Source organism: Streptantibioticus silvisoli, assembly GCF_027947535.2.
In the GTDB taxonomy this organism is placed as follows: Bacteria; Actinomycetota; Actinomycetes; order Streptomycetales; family Streptomycetaceae; genus Streptantibioticus_C; species Streptantibioticus_C silvisoli.
In genome coordinates, this window is record NZ_JAAGKO020000001.1 from 316,908 (window position 1) to 340,718 (window position 23,811).

The 23,811-nt window shown below is 73.1% G+C and carries 22 protein-coding genes; 6 read left to right on the top strand and 16 right to left on the bottom strand.

Going from position 1 to position 23,811, the window contains the following annotated elements:
* Nucleotides 1–57: 57 nt before the first annotated feature.
* From POF43_RS01200 to POF43_RS01210, 3 genes are all read right to left on the bottom strand, one after another.
* Nucleotides 58–1,260, bottom strand: a complete 1,203-nt coding sequence (locus tag POF43_RS01200) for a glycoside hydrolase family 64 protein (protein WP_271321878.1) — start codon at nucleotides 1,258–1,260, stop codon at nucleotides 58–60.
* A gap of 922 nt (nucleotides 1,261–2,182) precedes the next feature.
* Nucleotides 2,183–2,797, bottom strand: a complete 615-nt coding sequence (locus POF43_RS01205; RefSeq protein WP_271321877.1) for a GNAT family N-acetyltransferase — start codon at nucleotides 2,795–2,797, stop codon at nucleotides 2,183–2,185.
* 204 nt (nucleotides 2,798–3,001) lie between these two features.
* Nucleotides 3,002–4,150 (bottom strand): FAD-dependent oxidoreductase, encoded by a 1,149-nt coding sequence (locus POF43_RS01210; protein WP_271321876.1) that lies wholly within the window; start codon nucleotides 4,148–4,150, stop codon nucleotides 3,002–3,004.
* Between the two features lie 169 nt (nucleotides 4,151–4,319).
* Between POF43_RS01210 and POF43_RS01215 the strand changes: the two genes are divergently transcribed.
* Entirely contained in the window at nucleotides 4,320–4,892 is a 573-nt protein-coding gene (locus tag POF43_RS01215; RefSeq protein WP_271321875.1) for a TetR/AcrR family transcriptional regulator, read from the top strand.
* Between the two features lie 337 nt (nucleotides 4,893–5,229).
* Here the strand turns inward: POF43_RS01215 and POF43_RS01220 are convergent, their stop codons facing one another.
* Nucleotides 5,230–5,616: a winged helix-turn-helix domain-containing protein gene (locus POF43_RS01220; RefSeq protein ID WP_271321874.1), complete on the bottom strand. Its 387-nt coding sequence runs from the start codon at nucleotides 5,614–5,616 to the stop codon at nucleotides 5,230–5,232.
* A complete protein-coding gene (locus tag POF43_RS01225) occupies nucleotides 5,613–6,086 on the bottom strand; it encodes a hypothetical protein (RefSeq protein WP_271321873.1) in 474 nt (157 codons plus the stop codon). Before POF43_RS01225 ends, POF43_RS01220 begins: the two co-directional genes overlap by 4 nt.
* A gap of 522 nt (nucleotides 6,087–6,608) precedes the next feature.
* Between POF43_RS01225 and POF43_RS01230 the strand changes: the two genes are divergently transcribed.
* On the top strand, nucleotides 6,609–7,175 hold the full coding sequence (locus POF43_RS01230) for a hypothetical protein (protein ID WP_271315979.1): 567 nt from the start codon (nucleotides 6,609–6,611) through the stop codon (nucleotides 7,173–7,175).
* A 160-nt stretch (nucleotides 7,176–7,335) separates the two neighbouring features.
* Here POF43_RS01230 and POF43_RS01235 read toward each other — a convergent pair whose 3' ends face one another.
* The 3 genes from POF43_RS01235 to POF43_RS01245 form a co-directional block, all read right to left on the bottom strand.
* On the bottom strand, nucleotides 7,336–7,707 hold the full coding sequence (locus tag POF43_RS01235) for an STAS domain-containing protein (protein WP_271315980.1): 372 nt from the start codon (nucleotides 7,705–7,707) through the stop codon (nucleotides 7,336–7,338).
* A gap of 218 nt (nucleotides 7,708–7,925) precedes the next feature.
* Nucleotides 7,926–9,173, bottom strand: coding sequence for a tetratricopeptide repeat protein (locus tag POF43_RS01240; protein ID WP_271321872.1), 1,248 nt, complete (start codon nucleotides 9,171–9,173; stop codon nucleotides 7,926–7,928).
* A gap of 66 nt (nucleotides 9,174–9,239) precedes the next feature.
* Nucleotides 9,240–9,548, bottom strand: a complete 309-nt coding sequence (locus POF43_RS01245) for a chaplin family protein (RefSeq protein WP_271321871.1) — start codon at nucleotides 9,546–9,548, stop codon at nucleotides 9,240–9,242.
* Nucleotides 9,549–10,233: 685 nt separating this feature from the next.
* Here POF43_RS01245 and POF43_RS01250 point away from each other — a divergent pair.
* Together POF43_RS01250 and POF43_RS01255 are read left to right on the top strand one after the other, a co-directional pair.
* Nucleotides 10,234–10,698, top strand: coding sequence for a hypothetical protein (locus POF43_RS01250; RefSeq protein ID WP_372515745.1), 465 nt, complete (start codon nucleotides 10,234–10,236; stop codon nucleotides 10,696–10,698).
* A gap of 298 nt (nucleotides 10,699–10,996) precedes the next feature.
* Nucleotides 10,997–11,617: a hypothetical protein gene (locus POF43_RS01255; protein ID WP_271321869.1), complete on the top strand. Its 621-nt coding sequence runs from the start codon at nucleotides 10,997–10,999 to the stop codon at nucleotides 11,615–11,617.
* A 283-nt stretch (nucleotides 11,618–11,900) separates the two neighbouring features.
* On the opposite strand, the gene POF43_RS01260 is transcribed toward POF43_RS01255, so the two are convergent.
* The 4 genes from POF43_RS01260 to POF43_RS01275 form a co-directional block, all read right to left on the bottom strand.
* On the bottom strand, nucleotides 11,901–12,359 hold the full coding sequence (locus POF43_RS01260) for a hypothetical protein (RefSeq protein WP_271321868.1): 459 nt from the start codon (nucleotides 12,357–12,359) through the stop codon (nucleotides 11,901–11,903).
* Nucleotides 12,360–12,423: 64 nt separating this feature from the next.
* Entirely contained in the window at nucleotides 12,424–12,858 is a 435-nt protein-coding gene (locus tag POF43_RS01265) for a cupredoxin domain-containing protein (RefSeq protein WP_271316922.1), read from the bottom strand.
* Between the two features lie 72 nt (nucleotides 12,859–12,930).
* Nucleotides 12,931–13,749, bottom strand: a complete 819-nt coding sequence (locus POF43_RS01270; RefSeq protein ID WP_271321867.1) for a ferritin-like domain-containing protein — start codon at nucleotides 13,747–13,749, stop codon at nucleotides 12,931–12,933.
* Nucleotides 13,746–14,540: a ferritin-like domain-containing protein gene (locus POF43_RS01275; protein WP_271321866.1), complete on the bottom strand. Its 795-nt coding sequence runs from the start codon at nucleotides 14,538–14,540 to the stop codon at nucleotides 13,746–13,748. The genes POF43_RS01270 and POF43_RS01275 overlap by 4 nt, the downstream gene beginning before the upstream one ends.
* 482 nt (nucleotides 14,541–15,022) lie before the next feature.
* Between POF43_RS01275 and POF43_RS01280 the strand changes: the two genes are divergently transcribed.
* Nucleotides 15,023–15,823, top strand: a complete 801-nt coding sequence (locus POF43_RS01280) for a GVDTG sorting domain-containing protein (RefSeq protein WP_271316924.1) — start codon at nucleotides 15,023–15,025, stop codon at nucleotides 15,821–15,823.
* Nucleotides 15,820–16,524: a class F sortase gene (locus POF43_RS01285; protein WP_271321865.1), complete on the top strand. Its 705-nt coding sequence runs from the start codon at nucleotides 15,820–15,822 to the stop codon at nucleotides 16,522–16,524. The genes POF43_RS01280 and POF43_RS01285 overlap by 4 nt, the downstream gene beginning before the upstream one ends.
* A gap of 174 nt (nucleotides 16,525–16,698) precedes the next feature.
* Here the strand turns inward: POF43_RS01285 and POF43_RS01290 are convergent, their stop codons facing one another.
* The 4 genes from POF43_RS01290 to POF43_RS01305 form a co-directional block, all read right to left on the bottom strand.
* Nucleotides 16,699–17,622: an NAD(P)-dependent oxidoreductase gene (locus tag POF43_RS01290; protein WP_271321864.1), complete on the bottom strand. Its 924-nt coding sequence runs from the start codon at nucleotides 17,620–17,622 to the stop codon at nucleotides 16,699–16,701.
* Nucleotides 17,623–17,683: 61 nt separating this feature from the next.
* A complete protein-coding gene (locus POF43_RS01295) occupies nucleotides 17,684–18,322 on the bottom strand; it encodes a class I SAM-dependent methyltransferase (protein WP_271318520.1) in 639 nt (212 codons plus the stop codon).
* 68 nt (nucleotides 18,323–18,390) lie between these two features.
* Nucleotides 18,391–21,405 (bottom strand): type I polyketide synthase, encoded by a 3,015-nt coding sequence (locus POF43_RS01300; protein WP_271321863.1) that lies wholly within the window; start codon nucleotides 21,403–21,405, stop codon nucleotides 18,391–18,393.
* On the bottom strand, nucleotides 21,402–23,804 hold the full coding sequence (locus POF43_RS01305; RefSeq protein ID WP_271321862.1) for a non-ribosomal peptide synthetase: 2,403 nt from the start codon (nucleotides 23,802–23,804) through the stop codon (nucleotides 21,402–21,404). Before POF43_RS01305 ends, POF43_RS01300 begins: the two co-directional genes overlap by 4 nt.
* Nucleotides 23,805–23,811: the final 7 nt, after the last annotated feature.

The window sequence follows — 23,811 nt, forward strand, 5'->3', positions numbered from 1 at the left end:
CCACCGGGATGCCCACCGGCTCACCGGGGCACGGGACGACCTCTAACGGGACGGCCTTCAGTTGAACGGGTCGAGCGTGAGGTAGGCGCGCGTCGGGTTGGCGTCGTTGACCAGCGACTCGAAGTTGCCGACGTCGTCGAAGGCGAACGCGTACGCCTTGCCGTCCGCCATCTGCTCGTGGATCTTGCGGGCGTACTGGTTGGTCACCGTGTCCTGGTAGAAGTCCGCGGAGTTGGTGTCCGGCTGGTTGGCGTCCGTCAGCAGGGTGGAGCGGTTGTAGCCGGCGCACAGCGTGCGGGAGATCGGGCCGCGCACCTGGTCGTTGGGTGCGTCCAGCAGGTTGTCGCAGCCGAAGATGCTGGCGGAGTCCGGCTTCTGGAAGCTGGTGACGACGGCGCCGGTGCTGTCGGTGAAGTTCATGGTGTTGCCGGACACCGTGCCGAAGTACTTGGTGTTCGGCTGGTCGGCGAAGGGCGTCACCGTCAGCTTGCTGGTGCTGTACTTCGTCCACACCCGGTTGACGTAGTCACTCATGGCCGAGGCGGACAGCGTGCCGGCCTCGATGCCGTGGCCGGGGGCGAGGGCGCGCAGGATCGTGCCGGAGGAGTTGGTCTGGATCAGGTTGCCCCAGCCGCCCGGCTGGGCCTTGAGCGAGGTGAAGAACCCGTTGTAGCCGCCGGACTTGAGGTGCCCGGTGGACTGGGTGGTGCCGGCGGTGTTCTTGACCCCGACCGCGTAGGGGGCCGAGAACATATCGACCTGCGTGCTGTTGAGCCACAGCCCCGAGCTGTTGAGCGTGTACTCCGACCAGTTGAACAGGATGTTGTGGTTCGGGTCGGTCGGGTTCTGGACGGCCGGCTGGACGAGGCCGCCGGTGGCCAGCTTGAAGACCAGCTTCTGGCCGTAGGAGAAGTAGATGCGGCCGGAGAACTGCGGGATGTTGATCGTCGCCGTCTGCCCGTTGGCCGGACCGGCGATGGAGGCGTCCGGGGCGGCGGTGGGCGGGTTCGCGCCGGCCGGCCAGGCGTGGAACGTGCCGCCGGCGTCGGCCCAGCCCTGCTGACCGGTGCTGAGCAGGGTGCCGATGTCGTAGATGTAGACCTGGTCCGACCGCCCGGAGTTGTTGGTGACGGTCATGGGCAGGGTGCTCGGCACGGCGGCCTGGGCCTGCGGGGCGGCCTGGGTCAGGAACGGCCCGAAGGACAGGGCGAGGGCCGCCAGCACGGTGGCCAGGGATCTCCGCTTCGCGGAGGCGCGCATGTGGTGCTCCTTGTCGTCGGTGGAGCAGGAGACGGTGCTCGTGCGGTACGACGTGGGCCGGTCCGCTGTCGGCGGACCGACGGGGCGGTGACGGGAGCGTGCGGGACCGGCCCGTGGAGGTTCCGGGCCGACCATAGCCAGCACGAAATGAACGGGTCAATGGTCTGAACCAAGCCGTTCACAGGAAAGGGCGGGGAGCGCGAACCACGCGGGTTCCGGTCGGCGCCGGGGGCCGTCTCCTCGGCGCCGGCCGCCCGGCTCCTCGCGGCGCCACCGTGCGTGCCCTGGGTGCCGCCGCCGGCGCCTCCGGCCGCGGCACCCGGTTCGATCGAGGCGGAGGAGCACGCCAGGCCCCGGTGCTCGGTTCGATGGAGGCGGAGAGGTACGCAGGCCACGGCGTCGCACGGGAGGGGTGAGCTGCTGAAGGTCTCCCGGGCGACCGCCGCGCCCGCCGTACCGGAACTCCCGTTGCCGCATGGTCCGCGCTGCCACGGGATCCGACCTTTCGTCCCCTGTGGCCGTCCTCATCAGCCCTATTGAGTGATCATCTGATGATGAATCAGAATGATGTGTGCAGAGTGACGGGTGGTGCACATGGTGCGGCGGGGGCGGGTCAGATATCCAGTGCGCCCCCGTGAAGGGGCGCTCCCGGCCCCCAGGTGTCGGGGTGGGAAGTTGATTGCTACAGGAGAGATCATCATGGTTGCTATCGCCGTCTTCGCCCACATCAGCGTCGTCCTCGGCCACTTCGGCTGGCTCTGACCCATACCCTGTTCGTGGCCCACCAGGAGACTGGTGGGCCACGAGCATGTCCGGCGGCGTGCGGTGGACGTTCCGCCGGGGCGCGGAGGACGTTCCCTCGGGGTGCGGGGTGCGGAGTACAGGGCGCGGAGTACGGAGTACAGGGTGCGGGGCGAGCCGGTCAGGAAGTGCCGCGCCCCAGATAGGTCAGCGGTCCGGGGTCCGGGACGGGAATCTCGTGAAAACCGAGGCGGTCGTAGAACTCACGGGCCGCTGTGTTGGTGCTGACCATGCCGAGGTGGACGCCCGTGACGCCCCGGAGATGAAGCGCCGCGAGGAACGTCTCCATCAACTTCCGCCCGAATCCGGCCCGTTGATGGCTCGGCAGCAGGTCGATGTGCAAGTGCGCCGGGTAGGGCTCCAATTCCGGAAGCAGTAGCCGTTCCGGACGGTGCATCAGGTCGACCATCACCTCGGTCGGTGTGGTCGGTGCTTGCGTGGGTGCCGGATAGCGCGTGGACAGCCGCGGAAGCCACTCGGTGCGGAAGCGCGACACGAAGGACGGGGTGTCGGCCGTGCCCACGATGTAGCCGACGGTACGCCCTCCGTCCGCCACCACGAAAGCCAGTTCCGGTTCGAGGACCGCGTACGGCGCCGCGAAAATGCTCGGCAGCAGTTCCAGGTCGGGGTAGATCCCCCGGGAGTCCCCGCCGCCGTGCCCGGTGCGAACGCAGATGTCGAAGAGCGCTTCCCGATCCTCGGGCCGGTAAGGGCGAAGCGTTGCCGCAGATGTCATGGCCCCATCCTTCGCCGCAGGGAGCGCCCCCTCAAGCCCCGACTCCGGCCCGTATCCATGGCGGCCTGCGGCCTGCGCCCGCGGAGGAGTGGCTCGCGCCCGCGGATGTGTGGCTCGCGGAGGTGTGGCCGGTGTGGCGCGCGGCGGCGTCGGTCGCCGGTGGCGCGTCCGGCGCGGTACGTCCCGCAGGGCGAACCGCTCGCGTCACCGCTGGGCCGGGCCGGACCGCTGGACGTCGTCGAAGCCGGGGACGGACAGCAGATGCTCGGCGCCGCCTTCGAGCAGTTGGGCGAAGTGGCCGGAGCGGGGGATCATCGACGTCTCGTAGCGCTGCACGGCGTCGTCGATGGTGGGGGAGTGGGCGAGTGCGAGGGCGAGTTCGCAGGCGTCGAGCATGGCGAGGTTGACGCCCACGCCGAGCGGCGGCATGAGGTGTGCGGCGTCGCCGAGGAGCGTCACGCCGGGCGAGTGCCGCCAGGTGTGCGGTGCCGGCAGGGCGAAGAGCGGGCGGTCGACGTAGGCGCCGTCGTTGTCGGTGATCAGCCGGAGCAGGCGCGGTGACCAGTGCGCGTACTCGCCGAGGAGCTGCGCGCGGACGCCCCCGGTGTCTTCGAGCCGAAGCCCGGTCGCGTCCGCCCAGTCCACCGGGACGCGCCGCATGAAGTAGACACGCAGGTGGCCGCCGCTGTTCCGCTGCGCGAACAGGCCGCGCTCGCCGTCGGCGGCATGGAGGCTGCCGTTGCCGACGAGCGCGGAGACTTCGGGGTGCGCGCGCTCGATGTCGTCGAACCATGCCTCAAGGAAGCCGACCCCGGTGTAGCGGGGCGTCGCGGGGGACACGGCGGCACGGACGCGGGAGAAGGCGCCGTCCGCGCCGATCACGAGATCGGTCTCCACGGTCGTCCCGTCGGTGAACGTCAGCGTCCGCGGCCCGTCGGCCGGTCCGCTCACCGACACCAGTGCGCGTCCCCACCGCACCGTTCCCCCGGCGAGCGAGCGCAGCAGCAGGTCGCGGAGCTGCCCGCGGTCGATCTCGGGGCTGTCCGTCGCGCCCTCGTCCGGCAGATGGTGGGCGAGCAGCCTCCCCGCCCGGTCCAGCCGGCGCGTTTCCTGCCCTTCGCACCGGGCGAGCGCGAAGAACTCCTCCAGCAGGCCGGCCTCACGCAGTGCGAGCTGGCCGTCGTCCTCGTGCAGGTCGAGCGATCCTCCCTGGTTGCGGGAGTCCGCGTCCGTATCGCGGTCGTACACGGTCGCCGCGATCCCGTGCCGCCGCAGGATGCGTGCGCACGTGAGGCCTCCGGGGCCGGCGCCGATGATGCTGATCCGCGCTCTTGCGGGCGGAGGAGAGTCCACGGGGGTTCCTTTCGTCGGTGGGGTTCCCGGTGGCGCGACGGCGTCGACGACGGCCGGTGCCGCGCACTGCACGGCGGCGACCCCTGCGGTCTCCACTAAAGCAGGAACGAGTCAATAACTGCAACCATTGCAGTTTCTGCCTCGCTCCAGTTTGCGGTACGATGCCGCCATGCCCGACTCACCGCCCGTCGGCCGCCGCGAGCGCAAGAAGGCCGCCACGAGGCAGGCCATCGCCGACGCCGCCCTGGAGCTCTTCCTGGCGCAGGGTTTCGAGCAAGTGAGCGTCCGTGACATCGCCGAGAAGGCCGATGTGTCGACCACGACTCTCTTCGCGCACTTCCCGGGCAAGGAGGCGCTGGTCTTCGACCGCGACGAGGAAGTCGAGGCGGAGCTGATCGCCGCCGTCCGCGAACGCCCCGAGGGCCAGAGCGTGATCGAGGCGCTCCGCGCCCACGCGCTGAAGTCCTGGGTGCCGATCGCCTCGGACCCCCGCCTGCGTCAGCTCACCGAGCTGGCGAACCGCACGCCCGCGCTCCGCGAGTACGCGGAACGCATGTGGATGCGACACGCGGGGGCGCTCGCCACCGCGATCGCGGCGGAACTCGGCCGGGAGGCGGACGATCTCGCCTGCGCGGCACTCGCGCGGTTCGTCCTGGAAGTGCCCACCTTGACCAAGGGCCGGCCCGACCCCCGCGCGGTGGTGGACACGGTCTTCGACCTCCTGCTCCACGGCTGGCGGTAACGGCACGCCGACGGTGCGGTCATGGGGCTTCGCGCCGACCCGCGTCCGCGCTCGGAACGGCGGTTGTCCGGCCGCCGGCCTACCGGCTCACCAGCCCACCGGCACACGGCATGCCGGGAGTCGCGGACCGGCGCCGACGCCAACGTTCGCCGGAAGAGCCCAGGGGCGGAGGGTGCTCGACGGTGGGTGTGGAACGGGAGGTTGGCGCTGATGCCGGCTGACCTGGACGCGCAGGCGGCGATCGTGGAAGAGCCCAGGGCACGGAGGATGCCGGCATCGGGTGCCGAACGGGCGTGTTGGCGCTGATGCCGGCTGACCGCGGAGTCGACTCGGCCGCTCAGCCGCTGTCCCACAGTTGCCGCAGTACGCGGTGTGGCTGGTCGCGGTCGCCGGGGAGAGGGGGGTCTGCCTGCTGCTCGTCCCGGGCGCCGGCGGAGAACGCCTCCTCCAGCTGGGCCAGCCAGGCCAGATGGCCCTCCACCGCCCGGCGGCCTTCCGCGGTGAGCCGGAACCAGGTGCGCGGCCGCCGGCCGACCGCACCCTTGCGGACGTCCACGTACCCGGCGTCCTCGAGTACGCGGGACTGCTTCGACAGCACCGAATCGCTGATCCCGGCCGCGTCACGCAGCGCCGCGAACTCGATCCAGTCCGCGCCGGCCGCCAGCAGTCCGCAGATCGACAATCGGGTGATCGGGTGAATGAGCGGGTCCGGCTTTGCGGTCACGCCGTCCCTCCTCCGGTTCGCAGGGTCCGGCGGATGGCCCGCAGCCGGGTCCGCAGGCCGATCAGCTCCGCCACGACCGCGAGGGCCGCGACGGCGATCGCGGCCACGAGGAGGCTCCGGTCGATCAGGAAGGCTTCGGCCGCCAGAGCGGCGATGCTCAGCCCGATCGTAGCGATCGCTGCGGGACGGCCCGAGCGGTCACGCAGGCTCCGGGTGGCCACTGCTATGCCGGTGGCCCGGGCCAGGCCCCATTGCAGCAGGCAGATCACCGCCAATGCGGCGACCAGGACGGGCCAGATGCGTACCCCCTGGGGAAGGAACCGTGCGCTGAAGGGGCAAGCGAAGATCAGTGACCACACGACAGCGAAACCGGACATGTACCACCACGGCGGCCGCATCCGGTCCGCCAGCCGGCTCCGCTGCACCCGCAGCCGCTCCAGCGCCGCCGGATCTCCTGCCACATCGCGCATTTGAACTCCTTCTGGAATCTAGTTTCCATGAAGAAAGTCGATGACGGATCGACGGAAGGGAAGTCCCGCACCTCGCACGCCGGCGACAACCCGTGGCCCGCCAGGGAGGGGAGCGGCGCAGTACGTGGGGCGGTCAGGCTCATCCGGGCGCGTCGGCTTCGGCGGTACGCAGCAGTTGGTCGAGCGATTCCCGCAGGCGTTCGAGCAGTTGGTCGAACGGGATCGCCACCAGGCGCTCATGCCGGCGCCGGTGTTCGGCGGCCGGCCCGCTGCTCCCGGGCCCGCTGCTCCCGGGGTCGGCGGCGCACGGTGACGCCCGCCCCGCCGAGACCTCGTCAGCCCCTACGGTGAAACGATCGCCGCAGGTCAGAGCGTTCGCCGACCGCGTTCGGGGGCGCTGAACGGGCCGATCTGCCGACCGGGGGGTGTCACCCATTCGGGGGGTCTCCCCTCGCGGGGATGGCTGCCGCGACGGAAGCTGAGCGGGTCCCCCGAGCTTGCTCCGTCTTCGAAAGGACCGATATGTCGGAACGCAATACGGCTCTGCGCAGCATGCATGACCTGGGTCTCGCCGCGTGGTTGGGCGGTTCGTTGATGGGAGCCGTCGGAGTGAACGGCGTCGCCGCGCAGGAGGGGCGGACCGAGCTGAGCACGGCGCGGATGGCCGGTATCGGCTGGTCGAAGTGGGCGCCGATCGGCGCTGTGGCGGTCGGTGCCCACCTCATCGGTGCCAGTGGCCTGCTCGCAGCCAACAGCGACCGGGTCAAGAACCAGGCGGGGGTCGGGGTCTCCTCCGCGGCGAAGGTGGCGCTGACCGCCGCTGCTCTCGCGGCGACCGTCTACACCCGGGCTCTGGGCAAGAAGGTGGACCTGGTCTCCTCCGACGACCCCGAGGACCAGGAGACCGCCGCCCAGATGCCCGTCGACTTCACCCAAGCCCGGCGGCAGTTGTCCGTCATGCAGTGGATCGTTCCCGGTCTGACTGCCGGCCTGGTCGTCCTCGGTGCTCTCCAGGGCGAACAGCAGCGCCCCTCGCAGCAGGGCGCGGGCGTGCTGCTGCGTGCGGCGAGGGAGCGCCTGCCGCTGTGAGACGCGCGGTAACGATGCGTGCGGCATCGGTGCCGCGCGGTAACGACGCGTGCGGTACCGGTGCCTGCGTCGGGTGCCACGACTTCGTCCTCACCCGCGGCCTCTGCGTCTGTCGACCACCCGTCCGCCGACCAACCGTCAGGCGGACGGGCCGAGTTGGTCAGACGGTTCGGCCGTCGTCGCGCGTGACCGCGGCGGCGACCGCCTCGGCCCGGCTGTCGTAGACGTTGAAGACCTCCTGCGTGCCGGTGAGGGCGAGAAGCCGGCCGATCTGGTACGGCATGGCGGCCAGCGCGAGTCGGCCGCCGGCCTCAACAGCGCGGCGGTGCAGGCGCAGCAGGGCGTTGAAGCCGGTGGAATCGCAGAAGGAGACCCCCGCGAGATCCAGGACCTGGCGGGGGGACTCCGCCATGGCGCGGGTGACCCGCTGGTACAACAGCGAGGCGGTGTCGATGTCGAGCTGTCCGGAGACTTCGACGACGGCCAGGTCGTCGTGACGTTCGACGGTGGCCACATGGAGCTGATCGCTCATGGTGGGACTCCTCGCAATGCGGGTGACCTCGGCGGTGGTCCGGCCCGGCACCGTCGCAGCGCCGGACCACCGCGGTCCGGTGGAACGCGGCTTCCGATCGTGTGCCCACGCCCACGGATTTCACGTACGGTTCACCGCGCCGCGGCTGTACTCGCCCCTGTCGCGTTCCGTGTTGGACGTCGCGATCCCGCCAAGATCCGCCGGGCCCGGCCCAGGAGTCAGCTGGACACGGCCGTGGTGACCAGGGGATGCGGCGCGAGGAGAAGGTTCTCGTAGGTGTGGTGGTGGCGGGTGGTGGTGCGGTGGCGGAGCAGACCGGCGGCGCGGGCGGGTTCGCCGGCGTCGGCGAGGGCACGGGCGAGGGTGTCCTGGATGATCTCCCGCTCCACCCGTACGCCGCCGATCCGTTCCGCCTGCTCGCCCAGCGCGGTCAGCAGGCCGACTGCCGCGCGGGGGCGTCCCGCGGTGACTTCCGCCAGCGCCCGCACGACGGGGGCGAGAACCTCACGGTAGTCGGTGCGGTCGTCGGCGTCCGCGGTGCGGGCCAGGGCGTGCAGGTCGTCGGTGGCGGCCTCCACGGCCAGCGCGAGGGCGAGGTTGAAGGTGTGGAAGATCTCCGCCATCCCGCCCGGCGCGGCCAGCAGTTCGCGTACCTGCGCCGGGTCGCTGCGGCCGGCGGGTTCCTGTCCGGCCAGCAGCAGGCGCCAGTTCGTCGCGGCGCGCATTCCGACATCGGTGCGTGCCAGTGCCGTGTCCGCCCGCCGGCGGGCGTCGGAGAAGTCGCCGCAGGCGATGGACTGAAGGGCCGCGTGCCAGTTCAGGTGCCGCGTCTGCACCGCCTGCGGGTCCGCCGAGAGCCACTGGTCCAGGAAGCCGATCGCGCCGGGGCCGGTCCCGAGTTCGTGTTCGGCGTGGGCGAGGGCGTGCGCGGCCACGCCCGAGCGGGGGTGCAGGGCCAGGGCCCGCTCGGCCAGCCCGTGCGCCTCCCGTACCCGGCCCTGCTCCGCCCGGGTCGCGGCCAGCCAGGCCGTCCAGGGCCAGTTGTCCGGCCCGGCCGTCGCCGCCTGCCGCTCCACCAGGTCGTCGCCCTGCGTGCGGTAGGCGGGGTCGCCGCAGGCGGAGAAGGCGCCCACCATGAGCCCGGCCATCTCGTCGGCGGGCCAGCGGGCGAAGTGGCCCACCAGGTGGTCGGCCGTCAGCCGGTACTGCCGGTGGGTGTGCAGGAAGACCGCGTACGCGAGGCTCGCCTCACGTTCACCGGCTGCCAGCGCGTCCCGGTGCGCGATCACCAACTGCTCCTTGAGCACGGCGTCACCCAGCCGGTCGCCGGTCGCCAGGGTCAGCAGCGCCCGCGCCACACCACAGGCCGGATCACGGGACACCCACGCTCTCAGCAGGGGCAGCGCCCGCCCGCTCAGGGCCAGCAACTCGCCCACCGCCTGTTCCGCCACCCGCGCACCCGCCACCGCACTCACCTTCACCCGGCCGAACCCCCGTCGCTCACTCCCACTTCGTCACCCTCTCGACGCGCCTCACACGCTGGACCCGAACACCGCGGTGCAGACGATGCCGCTGTTGCCGCAGTGGTTGCGCGGCAGATCCAGCGGCAGGCCGACCTGGTTGCCGCCCGTGACCCCGCTGCCGGCCACGGTGGAGCCCGCGGCCCGCGCACCGCTGTCCTGGCCGGCACAGCTGTTGCCGAACACCGCGTTCCCCACCCCGATGACGCTCGCGTGAGCGGCTCCTGCCGGAAGCAACGCCATGCCGGCCACCGCACCGAACACCGCGGCCCGGGCGCCCGCGCGTCCCGCACCACCACGGCCCGACGTCTCCATGCCCATCGTGTTCCTCCATCCATCGGGCACCGCGGCCCGGTGCCCGTACTCGTATCCGGCCGGCCGATCCCGGCCCGCACCCGGACCAACGAGCGACCCCGGCTCCCGACACGCGACCGACACGACAGCACCGGGATCCCACCTCGGCCACGGTTCGTTCGCGATATCCAACGCCCCGGAACCAAGACAACGGGGGCACGGACGCGGACGGAAGCGCGGCTCGACCGCGCAGTTACCTCGGTGAAGTGCCGGCATACGAAGGCGCTGGCCTGGAGAGGCGTCTCGGCCGCTGACGTCACGTGGTTGTCTTGAACGCCCGCGTCAGACACGGCGGCGAACCCAACGGGGAACGTCTTGCATCGTGGTGAACGGCCGGAAGCCAGTCCGGTCTCAGAAGTCCCGGATCAGGATGGGTAGTTGAAACGGTGCGTCCCGAGGGGCGCGGGGAGCAGGGCGCCCCGCCGCGGCCTACGAGTCGGTGGTCCCCGCCGCAATGCTCATCGGCCCGCCCCGGTTCGTCCTGGAGTGGAATTCTCCGCGAACTGGAATCCTGACGCTCACGAACACCCATCCAACGAGTGACCAGGAGCGGAGAACCTTGATGGCATCACGGGGATCGCGGGGGACGCGGCGGTTGACGGGGGCGGGCCTGTTGCCCGGTGAGCGGGTGGTGTTGGGGCGGAACGCTCGGATGCTGCCGGGCACCGACGAGGCGGAAGCCGGTGAGGTGGTCGCCGGGCGGCTGTATCTCACCGATTACCGGCTCGTCTTCCGGGCCCGCACCGCCCACGTGCCGTACCGGACCGTCAGCGTCCTGCTGCCCACCGTCAAGGACATCCGCCGCACCGCCGCCGGCCGTAAGTGGCGTGTTGACTTCGTCACCGGGACCCAGTGCTTCACCTTCGTCGTCCGAGGCGTGCTGCGACTGATCGCGGAAACCGTCCTGCGCGTCGACGCCGACCCCGCCCAGGTCAAGCGCCTGGCCGGCCTCGCCCTCGCCGACGTCACCGCAGCCTGCGGCGACCCCACCGTCCTCCACCGCATCCACGCCGAGACCCCGGCTCCGTCCGGCCTGACCCCCGGCGACGCCCACCTCATCGAATCCGCCGGCGCCACCAACCTCGCCGAACTCCTCCGCGACGAGCGGTGCGGTTGACCACACCGGCCGCCCGCTGGCGTTGCCCGGCCACGGCCCCGGGCGCGACGCAGCCCCCGCCGAACGTGGCAGGCAGCACTGCTGGATGGTCGGCGGCCCGGGCGCGTTCGGCGCCGGTGGGGAGGGGCCCCGCACAGAGCCCCCGGGGCGGTGGGAACGGTCCGGAGCGGGACGGAACGGAGCGCTCCGGCAAGTGGTGGGGCGAGTTCCGGACGATCCACCGGAAAACGGACGCGATGCGGCCCCGGCGGTCGGACGATGGTCCGCGTAGCGGTTCCCCGCGTCCGAGAGGATCTCCATGCGTCGTCCCGTCATCGCCCTCGCCACCCTGGGGCTCACCGCCTCCGCCGTGCTCATCACGGTGCCCACCGCCCAGGCGGCCCCGGTCGGGCTGAGGACCAGGCTGGCCTGCTCGCTGGAGGGCTACCAGAACGTCCTCGAGTGCGCGGCGGAGCCCCACGGCGGCACCGGGCCGTACGCCTACTCCTGGAACGGCGACGCCAGCGGCGAGTACAACACCCAGTTCAGCGACGAGTGCACGGGGACATCGGTCACCGAGAGCGTCACCATCACCGACGCCACCGGGGCCACGGTGACCAGGCGCACCACGCTGCGGTGCGCCGCGCCGGCACCGGGGCCCACGTCCAAGCCGCTGAAGGCCAGGGCCGCCTGCATCGACACACCGCTCGACCAGTGGGGCGGCTACGTCATCTGCGCCACTCAGCCCTCGGGCGGTACGGCGCCGTACACGGTGGACTGGACGGCCGCCACCAAACAGGGCGTCTACGACGACCAGGCGCTGACCATCCCGGACTTCTTCTGCGCCGGCGGGAAGGCCACCTTCGTGATGACCGTCACCGACGCCGCCGGGGCGACGGTGACCTCCACCGACAAGCTCCTGTGTGCCGACGCCGTCTGAGTCCGCGCCGGACCATCCACCACGTGGTCGTAGCGGGTACGGCCGGGGCGAGGCAGGCGTTCCGGCGAGACTGCCGCCGTCGGCAACCTCGCCGAGGCCGCCCGTCGCTTCGCCGTCGCCCCCACTCCGCCGGCCCCGAGGGCGCGGCGTCGACTCACGCATCGCCGCCGTCGCCACCGCCGGCGAACTCGGCCTCAGCGGGCGCCGCTGAGTCGCACATCACGCTGAAGCCCGTCCGTACGAGGGAACATCGACCCGGCCGCCGCAACAGGACCCAACGCGGTCACGGCGCGTCCCGCACGGTGCCGGCCCGGGCGCGGCGGGGCGGCCTTCGGGTGATCAGCAGGTAGGAGGCGGCGGCGACCGACACGACTTGGGCGACGGCGCTGATCACCTTGTCGGTGGACCAGATCGGCTCGTACATGTCGGGCAGCGGACCGAGGGCGCCGACGTCGATGTAGCGGTAGAGCAGGATCGCCGCCAGGCCGCCCGCGGCGACGAGCCAGGCGAAGGAGCCGGTGAGCCGGTTGGGCCGGACGAGGACCAGAAGTGCGGCGAGGCAGGCGAGCCCCGCCTCGACCCGGAAGAGCATGCCCTGGCCGATGGTCGCGATGACCGCGTCGTACTGGTCGGCGAGCTTGGCGTGGACGTAGGCGTCCACCGCCAGGCCGGCCGCGGTCAGGAGCCGGGCGGCGCTGTGGAGGATGAAGGCACTGGGGAAACGCTGTTCGGCCATCGGCATGCCTTCTCCTTCGTGGACGTGGCACGTACGGCCGTGTCCGGGACCCGGCGGGCGCAGCCCGGTGTCAGCTGACGGTGAGACTGCCCTTCATGAACTGGTGGATCGAGCAGATGTAGCTGTAACTCCCGGCTTTGGAAGGGGCCTTGAAGGTCGCCGACTTGCCGGGGGCGATGTTGCCCGTGTCGAAGAGCCTGGCTCCGTCGCTGGTCACCGTGTGGGGTGTGGAGTCGTTGTTCTTCACCGTGACGGTGGCGCCGGGTTGCACGGTCAACCTGGCCGGGCTGAAGGCGAAGTTGCCGATGACGATGGTGGACGCGCCCGCGCCCGCACCCGCGCCGGAGTGCGGCGCGGTGCTGGCGGACGGCGTCGGGGTGGCCCCGGAGCCGCCGCCGGAGCCGGAGCAGCCGGTCAGGGCGATGAGCGCGCCGGTCAGGGCGACGCCGGCCACGTAACGGCGGCGGGCCGAAAGGGGAGTTCGGGTGCTGTGTGTGGTGGTCAATGCCGGCCTCGCAGGGGGAGAGGTGTCCGGGGACGGCCCGTCGCAGGGAGGGGCCGTCCCCGGACGCGGGGTTCAGACCGTCAGCAGGGCCGGATTGGCGGCCTTGTCGGTGGGCAGGAAGTCGTCCGGCACCGGGTACTGGCCGAGGACGAAGTTGAGGATGGCGGCGTGCATGGCCTCGACCGGGGCGATGGAGGCGGCGGTGGCGATGCCGGCCGCACTGGTGACGTTGTAGGTCGCGAAGAGGTAGGTCTGCGCGGCCTGGTCCTCCAGTTCCAGGGCGAGCTTGGCCACGTCGCCGACGCTGGCGGCCTTGCCCAGGGCGGCGGTGGTGGCCGCCTGGTTGGAGAGCGGCACGCCGGTGATCGCGGACTTGCCGGCGCCGGTCAGCACCGCGTTCCACGCCTTGGCGTGGTCGGTGTGCTGGGCCATGGCGGTGGTGACGAAGGTGGCGACCGCCGGGGGCACCGTGCCGAGCTTGCCGGCCTTCGCCGCGCCCAGGGCGGCCTGGTAGGCGCCGACCGCCTGGTTCTCCAGGGCCACCGCCAGGGCGACGACCTTCAGGTCCCCGGTGTAGGGGCTGGACGCCGCCGACGCCGAACCGGACGGCGTGGCCGAGGACTTGGCCGAGGAGGTGTCCTTGCCGGAGCAGGCGGCCAGGGCGAGAGCGGTGGCCGCGGCGCCGGCGCCGATCAGGAACCGGCGCCGGCCCGCGTTCCGCGGCCCGCCGTCGCCGACCGCGGCGCGGTCGCGGATCTCCGCGGCCAGGTCCACCGCACCGGCCCGCATGACGGGCAGCGTCTCGCGGTGGGCGGCTTCCATGTCCCGGGTCAGGCGGGTGAGCTGCGCCTCGCTGATCGGCAGGTCCCACTCGTCGCGTGTCGCGGTCACTTCACGGCCCCCTCGGTGATCGGCGAAGCGCTCCTGGTCGGGTAGAACGCGGCGGGGAACCCGACACTGCCCGCGGCCGACGGCAGCTTCGCCGCGTTCGTCGGGATGGCGACCAGGTCGCCCAGGCTTCCGGCGAGCAGTGCCTGCACGGCGAGCAGCGTCGCGCGGTGCTGCGCCTCGACGGGCGCTACGGAGGCGAACAGCCGGCGCAACTGCGTGCTGCTGACCTGCGCGACGTTCTTGGCGTAGGTCTGGGCCGCGACGTCCTCCAGCGTGATGGCCAACTGCACCACGTCCGCGGGGGTCTTGATCTTCGGCAGGGCCTTTTGCACCACGGCGGCGTACTTGGCGTCCGGGGCGGTCTGCGCCTTCCCGCCGGCCTGGGTCGCGGCGGCGTTGAACGCCTTCGCGTGCGCCTGGTGCTGCGTGGTGGTCTTGGCGATGAACGCCGCGATCGTCTTGTTGCCGTCCTTGATGAACGGCAGCCCGGCAGCGGTCCGGTAGACGCTGATCGCCAGGTTCTCGATCGACGCCGCCGTCTGCAACGCCATGACGTCGTTGCTCGACGTGGCCGCCGTGGCCCGCAGCTGCGTCAGCACGGCGGCGGCACCCGCCACTCCGGCCACCGCCCCGCCCCGCTGCCACCAGCGGCGCGACTGCCTCTGCTCCTGGCTGACCTCGGTGAAGTCCCCCAGGGCCCCGGTGGTGATCCGTACGGCGTCGCTGTTGAGGTCCTGGGACTGCTCGGTAAGTTCTTCCAGCAGCCGGGTGTCGATGTGATCCGTGGCCATCACGCCCCATCTCTCCGCGCACCCGCCGGTCGACGAGCACTCACGGTGCCCGCCGACCGACGGGCACTCACGAGGACCTTCGGCACCGGAGGCGAGGCGGATTGGTCGCGGTGCGGATCGGTTGCCGTGGGGTGGACGACCCTACGGATGGGGCGCGGTGCGGACCGGTTCCCGTACGTGTTGGGGTGTCTTCATCCAGGTGAGGCGGATCGGTTGCCGGGGGAGGAGCCTACGGAGGAGACGCCGTGCGGACCCGTTCCCGCACGTATTGGGAGCCTCGACCCAGGCCGTGCGGATCGGTTGCCGTCAGGGTGGACGACCGTACGGAGGAGGCGCCGTGCGGACCGGTTCCCGCACGGATGGGAATCCCGCACCCATCCGAACAGGTGCCCGGTCCGAATACCCGGCGGAGACTCCCCCTCCTGCTGTTGAGCCGGCCGCCGGCCGGCCCCGCGGTACACGTGAGCGAAGGGCGGACCAGCATGCGTTCCCTCCCCGTACGGATTCTCGCGGCCACAGCGGTGGCGGCCGCACCCCTGGCCCTGCCGGCGACGGCGTGGGCGGCGCCGTCCGACACGACCGTCCCGTGGACCACCTACCAGGCGACGCTCAACCCGGTCACCGCCAACCACGTGACCGGCAGCGGCAAGGCGATGCTCCAGCTGTCCGGCAACACCGCGAAGATCACCGTCACCGCCGCCGGCCTCGTCGGCGGCGCGTCCCCGCACGCGATGCACATCCACGTCGACGGGGCCGGGGTGTGCCCCAAGCCGTCGGAGGCCAAGGACCACAACGGGCACAGCTCCACCGACGTGGCCGACGCCATGAAGGACTACGGCATGATCGGCACGTCGCTCACCACCAGCGGCGACAGCAGCGCCAAGAGCGCGCTCGACGTCAAGCGGTTCCCGGCCGGCTCCCGGATCAACTACAGCCGCACCCTGGAGGTCAGCGACGACGTCGCCGCCAACCTCAAGTCCGGCAAGGCCGTTCTGGTCGTCCACGGCATCGACTACAACGGCAACGGCAAGTACGACAGCGTGCTGGGCGCCAGCGAACTCGACAAGTCCCTGCCCGCCGAGGCCACCGACCCGGCCCTGTGCGGTGCGTTCACCACCGCGCAGATGTCCTCGATGCCCGCCGGCGGCGCGGACACCGGCGACGGCGCCACCCAGGGCCGCCCCGCCGACAGCGGCATGATCGCGGGCGGCAGCGCCGCCGCGCTGATCGGCCTCGGCGCCGGCGGCTACGCCCTGCGCCGCCGGAGCACCGCCACCCGATGACGGACTCCGCACTGCACGCGGGCCACTCGCGACGCACGACGGTCATCCTCCTCGTGCTCGCGGTGGCCTGCGTCGCCGCAGGCGTCACCGCCGTCCTGGCCGGCACCGGCCGCTCCGGCACGCCGCCGCCGCAGCCGTCCCGCGCCGCCGCCGGCCGGCCGTCGCACGCGGCCGGTGCGCCGGTGCCCGCGCCGTCGGCCGGCCGGACCGCCGCGCCCTCCGCGTCCGCGAGCGCCGCCGGCGTCACGGCGCTGCCCGCCTCCCGGCCGACCACCCTCGACATCCCGGCGATCGGCGTCCACACGGCCCTGCTGGACCTCGGCCTCAACAAGGACGGCAGCCTCCAGGTCCCCGGCAAACCACTCCAGGCCGGCTGGTTCCACGGCTCACCCACCCCCGGCCGCCCCGGCCCGGCGGTCATCCTCGGCCACGTCGACTCCTACGCCACCGGCCCCGCGGTCTTCTACCGCCTCGGCGCGATGAAACCCCACGAGCAGATCCGGGTCACCCGCGCCGACCACATCACCGCCGTCTTCACCGTCGACGCCGTCCACTCCTACGACAAGAAGTCCTTCCCCACCCCCGACGTCTACGGCAACACCCCCGACCCCGAACTCCGCCTCATCACCTGCTCGGACTGGAACGCCCGCACCCGCGCGTACGACGGCAACACGGTCGTCTTCGCCCACCTGACCCGCTGACCACGGCGGCAGCGGCACGCCCCGGCACCGCACACCGGTGCGGACGGTGCGGTCACCTCGGACGGCCGGCGACGCGGGCCGTCCGCCGGCGGCGATAGCGGCGTGCGGTCCGGCACCGAAGGCTTCACCCGACCGCACCGGCCCGGGGTCCGACGGAGCCCGGGCCGCGGCGTGTCAGCCCGCCGGGTGGACGACGTTGCCGGGCCGGCCTCCGCGCGCGAACTGGGTGATCTGGTCCACGGCGACGGACCAGGCGCGGCGTTCGTGGTCCCCGGCGCCGCCGGCGATGTGCGGGGTGATGAGCACACCGGGGACCGACCACAGGGGGTGTCCCGGCGGGAGTGGCTCGGGGTCGGTGACGTCCAGAGCGGCCCGCAGACGGCCCCGGCGCAGCCGGTCGACCAGGGCGTCGGTGTCGACGACCGCCCCCCTGGCGGCGTTCACCACGATCGCGCCGGGCGGCAGCAGATCGAGGAACCGCGCGTCGGCCATGCCCCGGGTGCGCTTGTCGAGGGGGACCGCCAGCACCACGGCGTCGTGCGCGGGCAGCAGCCCGGGCAGTTCGCCGGTGCCGTGCACCCCCGGCCGGGCCGTCCGGCCGACCAGGGTGGCGATCGCCCCGCAGGCCGCCAGGCGCACCCGCAGTTCGCGGCCGATGGCGCCGGCGCCGACGACCAGCACCCGCTTACCCGACAGCGTCTCGCCGGCGGGCACACGGCCCCAGACGCCGGACGCCTGCGCGGCGGCGGCCGCTGGAAACTCGCGCAGCACGGCGAGCAGCGCCGCGAGCGCCCACTCCGCGGTGGAGGCCGCCTGCGCGCCGCGGGCGTTCGACAGCAGGATGTGCCCGGGCAGCCGGCCGCTCCACAACTCGACGCCCACGTAAAGCAGTTGGACGAGCCGCAGGTCCGGCAGCCCCGCCATCAGGTCGAGGTGGTGATCGACCGGTCCCCGGCCGGGGACGAGGACCCCCGCGGTCGCGGCCGGCGGCGGCAGCGGCTCGCCGAGCGCGTACCGGACGGGGGTGAGCCCGTCGGCCGCGCGGACCATCGCCTCCCCCAGCTCGTCGGGCACCAGCACCCCGAGGGGCTCGGCCATGCGTCTCTCCCTTCCTGTGCGGTTCCCCCGCCGGCGGGTGCCGGCTGCCGCCGGTCCCGGGTCACGCCTGGCGGGCCGCCTCACGACGGCGGAAGAGGCCGAACCAGTGCCACTGGTCGGGCCGCACCTGGGTGGGCAGGTTGCGGAACCGGCGGAACTCCTCGACCTCGAAGTGCCGCATGAACGGGTCGAGCACGTCGTCGGAGGTCAGCCGGATCGGGCCGCTGCCGGGCGTCATGCGGTCGGAGAAGCCCACCACCACCATCAGCCCGCCCGGCTTGAGGATGCGGGCCGACTCGGCGACATAGGCGTCCCGGGCCTCGGGCCGGACGTTGTGGTAGATGAAGGAGTCGTTGACCACGTCGGCGTGGCCGTCGGGCAGGGTGGTCTCCAGGATGTCGGCCTGGACGAGGTCGAGTTCGACGCCGAACAGCTCGATGAGCCGGCGGGCCGCCTCCAGCGCGGCCGGTGAGCTGTCGACACCGGTGACGTCCATACCGTGCTTGGCCAGGAACGCGGCCTGGACGCCGGCGCCGCAGCCGAGGTCCACCACCTTCTGGCCGGGCTGGAGGGTCCCGTCGATGACCAGCTGCGACAGCATCGGGCTGACCGCGCCGGTGAACCAGGAGATCTCCGCCAAGGGCACGTCCGTGTAGAGCTTCGCGAAGTTCTTCGTCCAGCGCTCGGTGAATGCTTCCACGTCAAGGACTCCTCGTCGTCGGGGTGGGGCGGGGGACGGAGCGGAACGCGGGGGCGCGCCGCCGTGGTTCAGTCCGGGTCCTGCCGGGTCTCCAGCCATCGCTGGACGGCGGCGGCCATCCGGGACAGCACGGCCGACTCGAAGACGACCTTCGCCGGGACGGCCGCGCCGAGGGAGGACTCGAGCATCGCGATCAGGCGTACCCCCATGAGGGAGTCGCCGCCGAGGTCGAAGAAGTGGTCCGCCGGGTCCACGTCGGCCACGCCGAGTACGTCCCGCCAGATGCCGGCCAGCAGTTCCCGGGTTCCGGGCGGCGGTGTGCCGCAGGAATCGGACGGCAGCGGCGCCGGCCCGGTCGCGGGGCGGCCGGACGGCTCGTGACCGCTGCCGCCACCGACGCCTTGGGCGTCGTCGCCGGCCGTGCGGGGCCGCGCGCCCAGCAGGCCGGAGCCGGCCCGGAACGGGCGGTCGTCGCAGGCGTTCGGGGGCAGCGGCACGCCCGGTGCGGCCGGGGTGCCGCGCAGCGCGGCCCAGTCGATGTCGGCGCCGCGCTCCCACAGCCGGCCCAGCGCCCGGGCCAGGAAGACATCGTCGCGGGCGACCTCGTAGCGTCTGCGCACGGTCGCCAGGGCCACCGTGCCGGGCTTGACGATCCCCGACTGGTGGGCGATCGAGCGCAGTTGGCCCGGTCCGGCCTCCAGCAGGGCGGCGCAGCGGTCGGACAGCCGCACGACGCCGGCGCCGAAGTGGACCGTCGAGGACAGCTGACGCGCCCAGAACTGCGGCCGGGTGATCTCGGAGCCCACCCAGTCGGCGGTCACACCGGTCACCATCGGGATCTTCGGCGGGCGCAGGGTCAGCGACGCCAGCAGTTCGCGCAGTTCTTCGGCGGCCTCGTGGAGCATGGGCGTGTGGAACGCGTGCGAGACCGGCATGGCGCGGGTCTGCACGCCGCGGCGGGCCAACCGGGCCGCGACGGCGGCCAGGGCCGGGCGTTCGCCGCCCAGGACGCAGCTGTTCGGGGTGTTGACGGTGGACAGCCATACGCCGGGACCGGTCAGTTCGGCCGTGTCGTCGGCGGGCAGCGAGACGGCGAGCATGCCGCCCTCGGGCTGGGCGGCGACCAGTTGGGCCCGGCGGACCAGGACGCGGTAGGCGTCGCGGGGTTCGAAGACGCCGGCGACCGTGGCCGCGACGAGTTCGCCGAGGCTGTGTCCCATGACGGCGGCGGGCACCACGCCGACGCCGGCGAGGGCCGCGGTGAGGGCGGTCTGCACGCAGAAGGTCACCACGTGGGCGTTGACCGGGTCGGACAGCGCCGCGCCGCCCGGGGTGCCGCGGACCATGGCCCGCAGGTCGACCGACGCGCCGGTCCCACGCCCGCCCTTGGCCGCCGGCCCGGGGGACAGCGCCCGGTGGAAGTCGCGGCCGGCGACCTCACCGGCCTCGTCGAGCGCCCGGGTCAGCAGGTCGCGGAAGCCGGGAAGATAGTCCGTCAGGCCTTCGGTCATACCGGCGTAGTGGTCGCCGATGCCCGGGTAGACGAAGCCCGTCGGGCAGCCGTCCGCCGCGGCCGGCTCCGTGTTCCGGGGGCCGTCGGCCAGTTCGTCCGACCACTCCTGCGGTTGTACGGCGGCCACCGCCCAGCGGTGCGGCAGGTGCTCCCTGCGGTGCTGGAGCGTGGCGGCCACCGCCGCCAGCGGGATGTGCGCGGTGGGGCCGGCGGGGGCCAGCAGGCGTTCGGCGGTCGCGCGCAGCGCTTCGGCGGTGTGCGCCGAGATCGTCAGCACCTCGGCCCGGCCGCTCCCGGCGGGCAGCTCGCGGGCCGGCGGCTCCTCCATCACGAGGTGCACGTTGGTGCCGCCCAGGCCGAACGAGCTGACCCCGGCGCGGCGCGGTCCGCCCCCGGCGGCGTGCCAGTCCTCGGCGGCGGTCGCGAGGCGGGGTCCGGGGCCGTTCGTCGCGTAACGGGCCGGGCTGCCGCCGTTCAGGCTCGGCGGGATGCGGCCCTCGCGCAGCACGGCGATCGTCTTGAGCAGGCCGGCCATGCCGGACGCCTCGCGCAGGTGGCCGAGCTGGGACTTGGCGGAGCCCACCACGACCCCGTCCTTGAAGACCCGGCCCAGGGCGGTCCACTCCGTCTCGTCACCGAGCGCGGTGCCGGAGCCGTGGGCCTCCACGTAGCCGATGTCGCGCGCGGTGACCTCGGCGAAGTCCAGGGCCGTCTCGATCACGGCGACCTGCGCCGCGGCGCTCACCGAGGCGAACCCGTCCTTGGTCCCGTCGTTGTTGACCGCGGAGCCGCGGATGACGGCGAGCAGCGGATCGCCGTCGGCCAGCGCGTCGTCGAGCCGCCGCAGCACCACGCACCCCACCCCGTCGCCCGGTACCGATCCGTCCGCCTCGGCGGCGAAGGGGCGGCAGAAACCGGTGGGCGAGCCGATGCCGCCGGGGCCGAAGACGTACCCGTACTCCAGGGGCAGCCGGACGGTGGAGGCGCCGGCGAGGGCGACGTCGCATTCGTAGTTGGCCAGTGCCAGGCACGCCTGGTGGACCGCCAGGAGTCCGGTGGAGCACGCGGACTGCACCACGACGCTCGCCCCGGTCAGCCCCAGCCGGTAGGAGACCTTGGTGGCGAAGTAGTCCTTCTCGTTGCCGATTTCGAGGGTCAGGTCCTCCACGTCCGGGTCCGGGAGGGTCGCACGGACCATGTCCTCGTGGCGGTTGCGGCCCACCCCGCCGAAGACGGCGATCTGGCCGGCCCGCCGGGGCAGCACGCCGGCGTTCTCCAGCGCCTCGCGGGCGACGTGCAGGAACAGCCGGTGCTGCGGGTCGGTGATCACCGCCTCGCGGGGCGAGATGCGGTAGCGGCCGGGGTCGAAGTCGAAGACGTCGTCGATCAGCCCCGAGGCGGCCACGAACCTGGGGTTGCCGAGCCGGGCCTGGGGCACCAGCCCGGCCAGGTCGGCGCGTGGCGCGCGGTGGATGCTGTCGCCGTCGGCCAGCAGCCCGGCCCAGTAGGCCGCCGGGTCGGCGGCGCCGGGGAAGCGGCACGCCTGGCCGACGACGGCTATGCCGGTCACGCCGTCCCCCCGGTGCCGCCGCGGGTACGCGACCGGGTGGCGGCCAGGGCGGCCCGGCGGGCCTGTTCGCGGCCACGGGCCTCCTCCCGCGCCGTCGGCGTGCCGGGGTGCCGGGTGCCGCCGGTGTCCGGGGCGAACAGCCCGCACTGGGCGCGTACCGTCGGCCGGTCGAAGAGGTCGGCGACGGGCACGGTCGTGGCGAACTCCTGCTCCAGCGTCGAGCGCAGCACCAGCACGCGCAGCGAGTCGCCGCCGAGGTCGGTGAAGCCGTCGTCGAGGCCGACCCGGGCGACGCCCAGCACCCGGGACCACACCCGCGCCAGCCGCTGTTCCAGTTCGGTGCGGGCGGGCGCGTACGGGACCTGGAGGGCCGGGCGGTCGCCGAAGTCGGGCGACAGCGCGGAGCGGTCGACCTTCCCGCTCAGCAGCATGGGCATCCGGTCGAGGAAGACGAAGTAGGAGGGCACCATGTGCTCCGGCACCCGCTCGGCCAGGTGGGCGCGCAGGCTCTCCACGGAGGGCGCGGTGTCGCCCGGCCGGACGAATCCGAAGAGCCGGGCGCCCTGCTCGGCGTCGGCGTACCCGACCACCACCGCCTCGCGGACCTGCGGGTGTTCGCGCAGCACCGCCTCGATCGCGGTCGGCTCCACCCGCAGGCCGCGGATCTTGACCTGGAGGTCGGCGCGGCCGATGTACTCCACCTCGCCGCCCGGCAGGAAGCGCGCCAGGTCGCCGGTGCGCAGCAGCAGGGGGACGCGGTCGTCGAAGGGGTTGGGCACGAAGCGTTCCGCGGTCAGGTCGGGGCGTCCCACGTAGCCGGCGGCCAACCCGGGGCCGCCGGTGTGGATCTCGCCGACGACGCCCGGCGGCACCCGGCGGCCCACCGGGTCGCACAGGTAGACCCGCATGTCCAGCGCCCTGCCGACGACGCTACCGGTGCAGGGCTCCGCGGTGGGGCCCGAGCGGTGCAGTACGTAGTCCGCCTCGGTGAGCGTGTAGGTGTTGTGCACCGCGTGGCCCCAGCCGATCAGCCGGTCCTCCAGGTCGCGGGCGAGCTTCTCGCCGCCGACGAAGACGTGGCGCAGGCGGGTCAGCCCGGGAAAGGACGGGTGCCCCGACAGCAGCCGGAGCATGGACGGCACGAAGCTCACGACCGTCAGTTCCTCGTCGCGCATGAGGCGCACCAGGTACTGGTCGTCGCGTTCGCCGCCCTCGCGGGCGATGACCGCGGTGGCGCCGACCGCCAGCGGCCACAGGAACTCGCGGAACGATATGGGGGATTTCAGCAGGACCCGGTCGCCGGGGCCGAGGTGGTACATCCGCTGTTCGAGCCGGATGCGCGAGGTGTGCATGCGGTGCGGGCGCAGCACCCCCTTGGGCTGGCCGGTGGTCCCGGAGGTGAAGATCACGTAGGCCGGGTCCTCGGGTCCGGCCCCGGCCCGCGGCGCGGGGGTGCGGTCGGTCCACGCCAGGACGTCGTGGATCGGCACGCCCTGCGGGGCGTGCTCGCCCGCGGCCGGTACGCTCCCGCCCGGGGAGACCAGCACCACCCGCACGCCGGCGGCCTCGACCAGTGCGGCGAGGTGCGCGTCGGGGTGGGCGGGGTCGAGGTGGACGATGGCGCCGCCGGCCTTGAGGATGCCGAGCAGCCCGACGAACAGCTCCAGGGTGCGCGTCCCCGTCGCCCCCACCAGGGAGCCGGTGCGCACCCCGTGTTCGGCCAGCACGCGTGCGACCGCGTCGCTGGCCTCGTCCAGGGTGCGGTAGTCCAGCACCGCGTCCCCGTGCTGGAGCGCGACGGCGTCCGGGGTCGCCCGGGCCTGCCGGGAGAACATCTCATGGAGGGTGAGCGGCGGCGCGGGCTCGGGGGTTCCGCCGTGCCGCTCCAGGAAGGCGGCCTCCGCCTCGGTGAGCAGTTCGATGCCGGCGGCCGGGACCGCCGGGTCGGCGGCCGCCGCGTGCAGCGCCAGGTCGAGGTGGTCGCGCAGTTGGCGCAGCGCCTCGGCGTCGAAGGCCGCCGGGTTGGCCTCCAGGACGAGGTCGCCGTCGACGCGCACCGCGAGGTCGTCGCGCAGCGGGTCGAGCGCTTCCCCGACGGCCACCACGGGCTGCGCGGATTGCTCGCCGCCGGCCGCGGCGGCTGACGGCACGTCACCGGGTGCGGGCAGCAGGTCCGCGAGGCGGGCGCCGGGGGACAGCGGCGCGGGGGTGACCGGCCGGTCCCGCAGCCGCCAGCGCCACGGCTGCCGGAACCGCTCGGCCAGCAGGGCGAGGGCCGCCAGCAGGGCCTGCTCGACGGGCATCCCCAGCGCCGCCGCGGCGCGTTGCGCGGTCTCGGCGGGCCCCCGCAGCACCACCGGGGCCGTTCCGGGGGCCGGAGCGGCGGTTCGTTCTGGCAACACGAGC

Excerpts from the sequence above, each read along its gene's own strand:
- POF43_RS01260 (WP_271321868.1), bottom strand. The coding sequence starts at position 12,359 with ATGCCGATGGCCGAACAGCGTTTCCCCAGTGCCTTCATCCTCCACAGC.
- POF43_RS01230 (WP_271315979.1), top strand. The coding sequence starts at position 6,609 with ATGTCGGAACGCAATACGGCTCTGCGCAGCATGCATGACCTGGGTCTC.
- POF43_RS01280 (WP_271316924.1), top strand. The coding sequence starts at position 15,023 with ATGCGTTCCCTCCCCGTACGGATTCTCGCGGCCACAGCGGTGGCGGCC.
- POF43_RS01245 (WP_271321871.1), bottom strand. The coding sequence starts at position 9,548 with ATGGGCATGGAGACGTCGGGCCGTGGTGGTGCGGGACGCGCGGGCGCC.
- POF43_RS01235 (WP_271315980.1), bottom strand. The coding sequence starts at position 7,707 with ATGAGCGATCAGCTCCATGTGGCCACCGTCGAACGTCACGACGACCTG.
- POF43_RS01215 (WP_271321875.1), top strand. The coding sequence starts at position 4,320 with ATGCCCGACTCACCGCCCGTCGGCCGCCGCGAGCGCAAGAAGGCCGCC.
- POF43_RS01275 (WP_271321866.1), bottom strand. The coding sequence starts at position 14,540 with ATGGCCACGGATCACATCGACACCCGGCTGCTGGAAGAACTTACCGAG.
- POF43_RS01285 (WP_271321865.1), top strand. The coding sequence starts at position 15,820 with ATGACGGACTCCGCACTGCACGCGGGCCACTCGCGACGCACGACGGTC.
- POF43_RS01255 (WP_271321869.1), top strand. The coding sequence starts at position 10,997 with ATGCGTCGTCCCGTCATCGCCCTCGCCACCCTGGGGCTCACCGCCTCC.
- POF43_RS01205 (WP_271321877.1), bottom strand. The coding sequence starts at position 2,797 with ATGACATCTGCGGCAACGCTTCGCCCTTACCGGCCCGAGGATCGGGAA.
- POF43_RS01200 (WP_271321878.1), bottom strand. The coding sequence starts at position 1,260 with ATGCGCGCCTCCGCGAAGCGGAGATCCCTGGCCACCGTGCTGGCGGCC.
- POF43_RS01225 (WP_271321873.1), bottom strand. The coding sequence starts at position 6,086 with ATGCGCGATGTGGCAGGAGATCCGGCGGCGCTGGAGCGGCTGCGGGTG.
- POF43_RS01290 (WP_271321864.1), bottom strand. The coding sequence starts at position 17,622 with ATGGCCGAGCCCCTCGGGGTGCTGGTGCCCGACGAGCTGGGGGAGGCG.
- POF43_RS01250 (WP_372515745.1), top strand. The coding sequence starts at position 10,234 with ATGCTGCCGGGCACCGACGAGGCGGAAGCCGGTGAGGTGGTCGCCGGG.